Source organism: Candidatus Babeliales bacterium (assembly GCA_035288105.1).
Lineage (GTDB): Bacteria > Babelota > Babeliae > Babelales > Vermiphilaceae > SOIL31.
Genome location: DATEAY010000047.1, coordinates 1 through 5101, shown reverse-complemented (window position 1 = coordinate 5101; position 5101 = coordinate 1). Strand labels below are relative to the sequence as shown.

At 35.7% G+C, this 5101-nt stretch carries 6 protein-coding genes; 4 read left to right on the top strand and 2 right to left on the bottom strand.

Annotated features, from left to right (window positions below; translation table 11 throughout):
- Positions 1-228 precede the first annotated feature (228 nt).
- Positions 229-1104: a hypothetical protein gene (locus VJJ26_02475; GenBank protein HLC07032.1), complete on the bottom strand. Its 876-nt coding sequence runs from the start codon at positions 1102-1104 to the stop codon at positions 229-231.
- A 266-nt stretch (positions 1105-1370) separates the two neighbouring features.
- Here VJJ26_02475 and VJJ26_02470 point away from each other — a divergent pair, with 266 nt between their 5' ends.
- From VJJ26_02470 to VJJ26_02455, 4 genes are all read left to right on the top strand, one after another.
- Entirely contained in the window at positions 1371-1937 is a 567-nt protein-coding gene (locus VJJ26_02470) for a hypothetical protein (GenBank protein HLC07031.1), read from the top strand.
- Between the two features lie 107 nt (positions 1938-2044).
- Positions 2045-2245: a hypothetical protein gene (locus VJJ26_02465; GenBank protein ID HLC07030.1), complete on the top strand. Its 201-nt coding sequence runs from the start codon at positions 2045-2047 to the stop codon at positions 2243-2245.
- Between the two features lie 18 nt (positions 2246-2263).
- Positions 2264-3049 (top strand): mechanosensitive ion channel family protein, encoded by a 786-nt coding sequence (locus VJJ26_02460; GenBank protein ID HLC07029.1) that lies wholly within the window; start codon positions 2264-2266, stop codon positions 3047-3049.
- Positions 3050-3147: 98 nt separating this feature from the next.
- Positions 3148-3921 (top strand): hypothetical protein, encoded by a 774-nt coding sequence (locus VJJ26_02455; GenBank protein HLC07028.1) that lies wholly within the window; start codon positions 3148-3150, stop codon positions 3919-3921.
- A 76-nt stretch (positions 3922-3997) separates the two neighbouring features.
- On the opposite strand, the gene VJJ26_02450 is transcribed toward VJJ26_02455, so the two are convergent.
- The coding region (locus VJJ26_02450) for a hypothetical protein (GenBank protein HLC07027.1) at positions 3998-5101 on the bottom strand (1104 nt) is incomplete at its 5' end.

The following is a 5101-nucleotide window of genomic DNA, read 5'->3' as shown; positions in this document are numbered from 1 at the left end:
AAAGCCTTTAGTGCAACACAATAACGATGACATGAGGGTAATGCGAGCAAAGAAAAAATAAAAAAGTATCTTATTTTGCCCCTTCGTTAGTTACATATTAAACTCTGTATAGAGCGTCTGCATCATGCTTAATGAGTGCTTAAGGGGGCTTTTAAGCCCCCTGTTTTTTACTAAAAATATAAAAAGAGCAGTTTTAATACTGCTCTTTTTTATGTCATGGAATTGTCTCTAATCTTTTTGTTCTAGGCATTTGTCTATAAAGGCGTTTAAAACAGCGGTTTTCTTTTCATGGTATTCCTTGGATTCATAATTCCAATTGCTTCCACCTCGATAATGAAAAAAAGAATTTTTTAATAAAAATTCAAAGTTAGTACAATCATGAGAAAAAAGAAATTTTACATTCTCATGAGTAGTTTCTGATAACATAAAATCCGATGGATAGAACTGAATATCAATCGGATTTCTCATCGCTTTCGGATGATTTTTAAAATAATGATATGTCTGTCCTCCAGGATCCACTCCTATCCCATCCACTTTTCCACAATTAACATTGATCGTTTTTTTATCTGGTAGTGTTTGCATATTAAAAAGAAGAAGGCCAATCCAAAAATATTCGATATGTTGGCGTGATTGGAGAACGCCCGCAATATCAAAACCATCTAAAAACTCCTGCACACAAAAATTTTTAACTAAGAACATATCTGAATCGATGCTCATGACAATACCATCATGGTCAAATCCCAAAGTATCTAAAGAAAATTGAACAACGTTAGAACAACGAACCGAAGGGTGATTATAATCCTCACCTGGCCATCTTTCCAAATAAGGTGCATTGTGGATTGACTGAGGAATTTGTATACAAGGCAGGTTTAGTCTATTACAAGTTTCTATAATTTGGTTAGAAACTTCCTCTTGTGTCGCATCGTTAAAAACAACAAAGGTATAGTCATCTTTAAGGAATTTTTTAAAGGTTTTGTCTTGAATTTCTATAAAATCTGGCCTATTAAAACTATACGTCATAATTAAAACATTTTTGGAAAGAACTAAACCGTTATAATTAAAAAGTGTAAGAAAAAGGAATGTAAAAAGATGGTTTATTTTCATATCTATCCATTTCTAATAAATCTTACATAAGTTCCAATTTTGACCTTGTTTGTAGTTATCCATATAGTGCATCCATTTGTCAAGGCCATAAAAGTTGGTTCTAAAAAAGAACTCTTTTTTTTGTTTTTCCAATCCATAGAGAATGCTTCTCAATATACGGTATGATAATGCCAAGGTTATTTCAGGACTAGGGGTCCCCAACGAAGTGCCAACATAGTTGGGGTAAAAAAGTGGTCTGTTATGTCTATTTTTATATGGGGGGAAGTATGAAGAAGTTTATTGATGGTCTACAATTGGTTCTTTTTGTGGGAATAGCGTCTCTTTTGTACTTGTATGCAGGTAATATGATTGGGGCAAGTATTCAGGAGCAAAAAAATATTATTGATATGAAACTTGCTGATTCATACAAAATATGGAAAGCGATTAACCGATTAGAAGATTTATGGTATTCAAGTTCTACTGGTGAAGTAAGGCCTCTCGCAGACTCAAAAATTGTTGCAGCTAAACTTGTCCAATTAGCAAAGCCTTATGGAGAATTATGGATTTTTGTTGTCGGACTACTAAAAGCTCGCAAGGATGATGATGCAATGCGATTTGCTGAGCAAAAAGAAAAAATTGCAAAAATTTTACGACCAATCTGGCGGCAAGCAAGTCTCGCAGAAAGAGAAAGAAGAAGTAAGATGGGTTTACTTGATCGAATCAAAGAGAATGTTACACAAGCAATGAATCGTTTATATTTCTATTTTTTTCCAACAAAGCAAACTAAAACAAAATTGGTTGGAGAGTTTGATGAAACTGCTGGTACCTATAAGGTAAAAACGGTAGAGCAGTAATTAAAATAAGTAGTCAATGCAAAATAGTCTAGGCAAGCTCCTAGACTATTTTGCATTAAAGAATTCTGTTACACTGATTTTTATACAATTTTTAAGGAGTATTGTTTATGAATAGTAATCATGTTTTGGGCTTGCTGTGCATTATAGCAGGAATAGTAATTGCGATTGTTGCTGTGGGTGATTTGTTGGTGCGTATTATTATAACGCTTGCTGCATTGTCTTTAATCAATTATGGATTGCGTCTTCGTGGTTTACCACCGTTACAATTATTGTTGCCCTTACTTGCAAGTAGAAATCGTTGGTTTTAATAGATGCAAGGTATATGTATGAGTAATGTATCGTTGATGATGTATGTAGGTAACATGGTGCGGATTGGCATATTGCTTTGTGCTGGAATTCCACTGGTCAGATGGTGTAGTGGTATGTGTGCTGTATTCTGTGGTAAACGTTTTTCTCATCACATGGGCGTCATTGTTGGACGCATTATTTTTTATAGCGGGATACTCTTTATTGCAGTTACTGTTTTGCATGAATTCGGTTTTAATGTAACTGCACTGTTGGGAGCTGCTGGTGTTCTTGGTGTTGCAATTGGTTTTGCATCTCAGACCAGTATTTCCAATATTATTAGTGGATTTTTTCTTGTTCTTGAAAGACCATTTTCTATCGGCGATATCATAAAAAGTGGTGATATTGTAGGTGTTGTAGAATCGATTGATCTGCTTTCTGTTCGCGTGTGTACGCTTGATAATAAATTGATACGGTTGCCGAATGAATTGGTGTTAAAACAGTACTTAACCAATCTTACATATTATCCGGTTAAAAGAATCGATTGTATTTTATCAGCGCCGTATTCCAATGATGTAGAAGATATTAAGGCGCAAATCTACACTGTTATTAAAAATAACGGATTATTTTTGCATGAACCCGCTCCTGTTGTGATGCTGCATAAAATAGGTCAACATGATTATGATACTGAAACGCGTATTTTTTTTACGGTGCGCGTGTGGGTTACTACGGATAAATTCTCATCAGCATCCGCAGTTTTAATGCAGCAGATAAAAGATCAGTTTGATACAAATAAGACTATTATCACTGTTGTGCACAATAACTAGAGTAAGTTTTTTTGTACAACAGCTGTTGCAATTTTTTTGGATGATGTGATTAGATAGTATGCATGTCAGTACTATTGTATAAAAAAGGAGTGGAGAAGATGAACGGAAGAAAGAGTTTTACGTTAGAAGCAATTGGTTTTGCTTTTAAATCGCTCGTTGAGCATGTACGTCTTTTTGTTATTGTTTTGTTAATTGGAACTGGTCTTATTTCATTAGTTGTTGGTATTATTGCATTTTTGAATAAAGGTTTTATTCAAACAATTATGACGTCCCAAGCACTGAGAGATTATCAAGAATGCATTGGTTATAATTGTGCAACAGTAGCGTATCAATCAGGTGCTACGTTGATGAGCTTGGTATCAGCTAACTTTTTTTCGTTGCTTATTTCAGCAATAATCTTAATGCTTTTCTTTGTTGGTTTGGATTTAGGGTTTAAAAAAATTGCGCTTGCTCTGCATGACCGTAATGATAGTTCATACAAAGAATTGGTTTCTTGTTTTGGTTTAGCTCCTAAAGCGTTTATTGGATGGGCGTTGTATTGTGTAATGGTATGGGTTGGATGGCTAATATTTGTTTTACCAGGATTTATTGCTTTGCTACGCTTTGCTTTCTTCCCTTATTTTATTATCGACAAAAATATGGGACCGATTGATGCACTCAAAAGAAGTTATGAAGTGACTACACATCATATGTGGGATATCTTTGCACTTTGGGTAGCAATGAAAATTTTAGTATCCCTTGGTTTTGTAAGTTGGATGGGCGTTATGATCACTTGGCCACTGTCAACACTTGCATACGCATTTTTCTATCGTAAGTTGGTAACAGATAATAACAATCAAAGCAATCAATATAAACAAAACAAAATGTATTAAAGTTATACCCCATGTTGCGATCTTCTGCGCATGGGGGCCCCAATAAAAGATTTTGTTGAAGAGCATGAAATGAAATTTAAATCCGTCGTCTAAATTTTTTTTCAATTTCGCTTAACGATAACAGCCATCCGGTTGGCCTGCCATGAGGACAGGAAAATCGGTTGTTTGTTTTTTCTAAATCACGCAGTAGTTGTTCCATTTTTTCTTGTGTAAGGATGTCTCCAGCTTTTACTGCGGCTTTGCATGCCATTTGTGCTTGTAATTTGTGATTTATTGTTTTTTTGAATGTAGCCTCATCAAGTGATGCACACTCAGCAATCCATGAAATAACTTCTTTTACAATATCAGCAATTGATTGATCTTTTAAATGCACGGGAAGTGATTGTACAATGAGTTGGTCGCTTGCGCATTGTTCTATGAGAATTCCATTCGTAGTAAAAATATCAAGATGCGGTGTGATAGTATCGATATCTTGTGCTGAGAGCGTAATAATATGTGGAAATAGTAGTTGTATTGTTGCAACTTCGGTAAACCGTTGTGAAAACAATTCGTATAGAATTCGTTCGTGTGCTGCGTGCTGGTCAACTAAAAATAACCCATCCTCTTTTTCAACAAGTAAGTATGTTGTGTTGTATTGTCCGATTAGCCGGTACGAATCGGCGGATGTTTGTTTCGATGAATCATCTACAAATGGGGTTTGTTGATGATTTAAATCAATGAGAACTTGCCCATTGTCTTCTGCACCCTTCGATACATCCCCTGCGGGGACACTCAGGGCGAGCGGGTCTAGGTTGTCATCCAATAGATTGTATTTCCAGTTTTTGTGTAAATTTTTTTCTTTTGTGAAAATTTCTTTCGACCAATTCAGAGATTCCTCTCCGCTCGCCCTGAGTGCTTCCGAAGGAAGTGTATCGAAGGGTGCAAATGAAGAATAGCTAAAATCGCGAACCTGCTGAGAATATGTTGGTGCTGATTTAAACGTCACATCTTTCTTAAGATGCGCAGATACATTATTTTCCAGCGCAGCTTTTACGGCCTGCTGTAATGCCTGTTCCACACGACGTGGATGCAGAAATTTAACTTCTTCTTTACGCGGATGAATATTAATATCAACTTCATTGGCTGGTACAGTAATAGTAATTGCACCAATTGGATAACGTCCATTAGGAATAACGTTAGC

Coding starts and splice junctions, on each gene's coding strand:
- VJJ26_02460 (HLC07029.1), top strand. CDS start 2,264: ATGAGTAATGTATCGTTGATGATGTATGTAGGTAACATGGTGCGGATT.
- VJJ26_02470 (HLC07031.1), top strand. CDS start 1,371: ATGAAGAAGTTTATTGATGGTCTACAATTGGTTCTTTTTGTGGGAATA.
- VJJ26_02465 (HLC07030.1), top strand. CDS start 2,045: ATGAATAGTAATCATGTTTTGGGCTTGCTGTGCATTATAGCAGGAATA.
- VJJ26_02455 (HLC07028.1), top strand. CDS start 3,148: ATGAACGGAAGAAAGAGTTTTACGTTAGAAGCAATTGGTTTTGCTTTT.
- VJJ26_02475 (HLC07032.1), bottom strand. CDS start 1,104: ATGAAAATAAACCATCTTTTTACATTCCTTTTTCTTACACTTTTTAAT.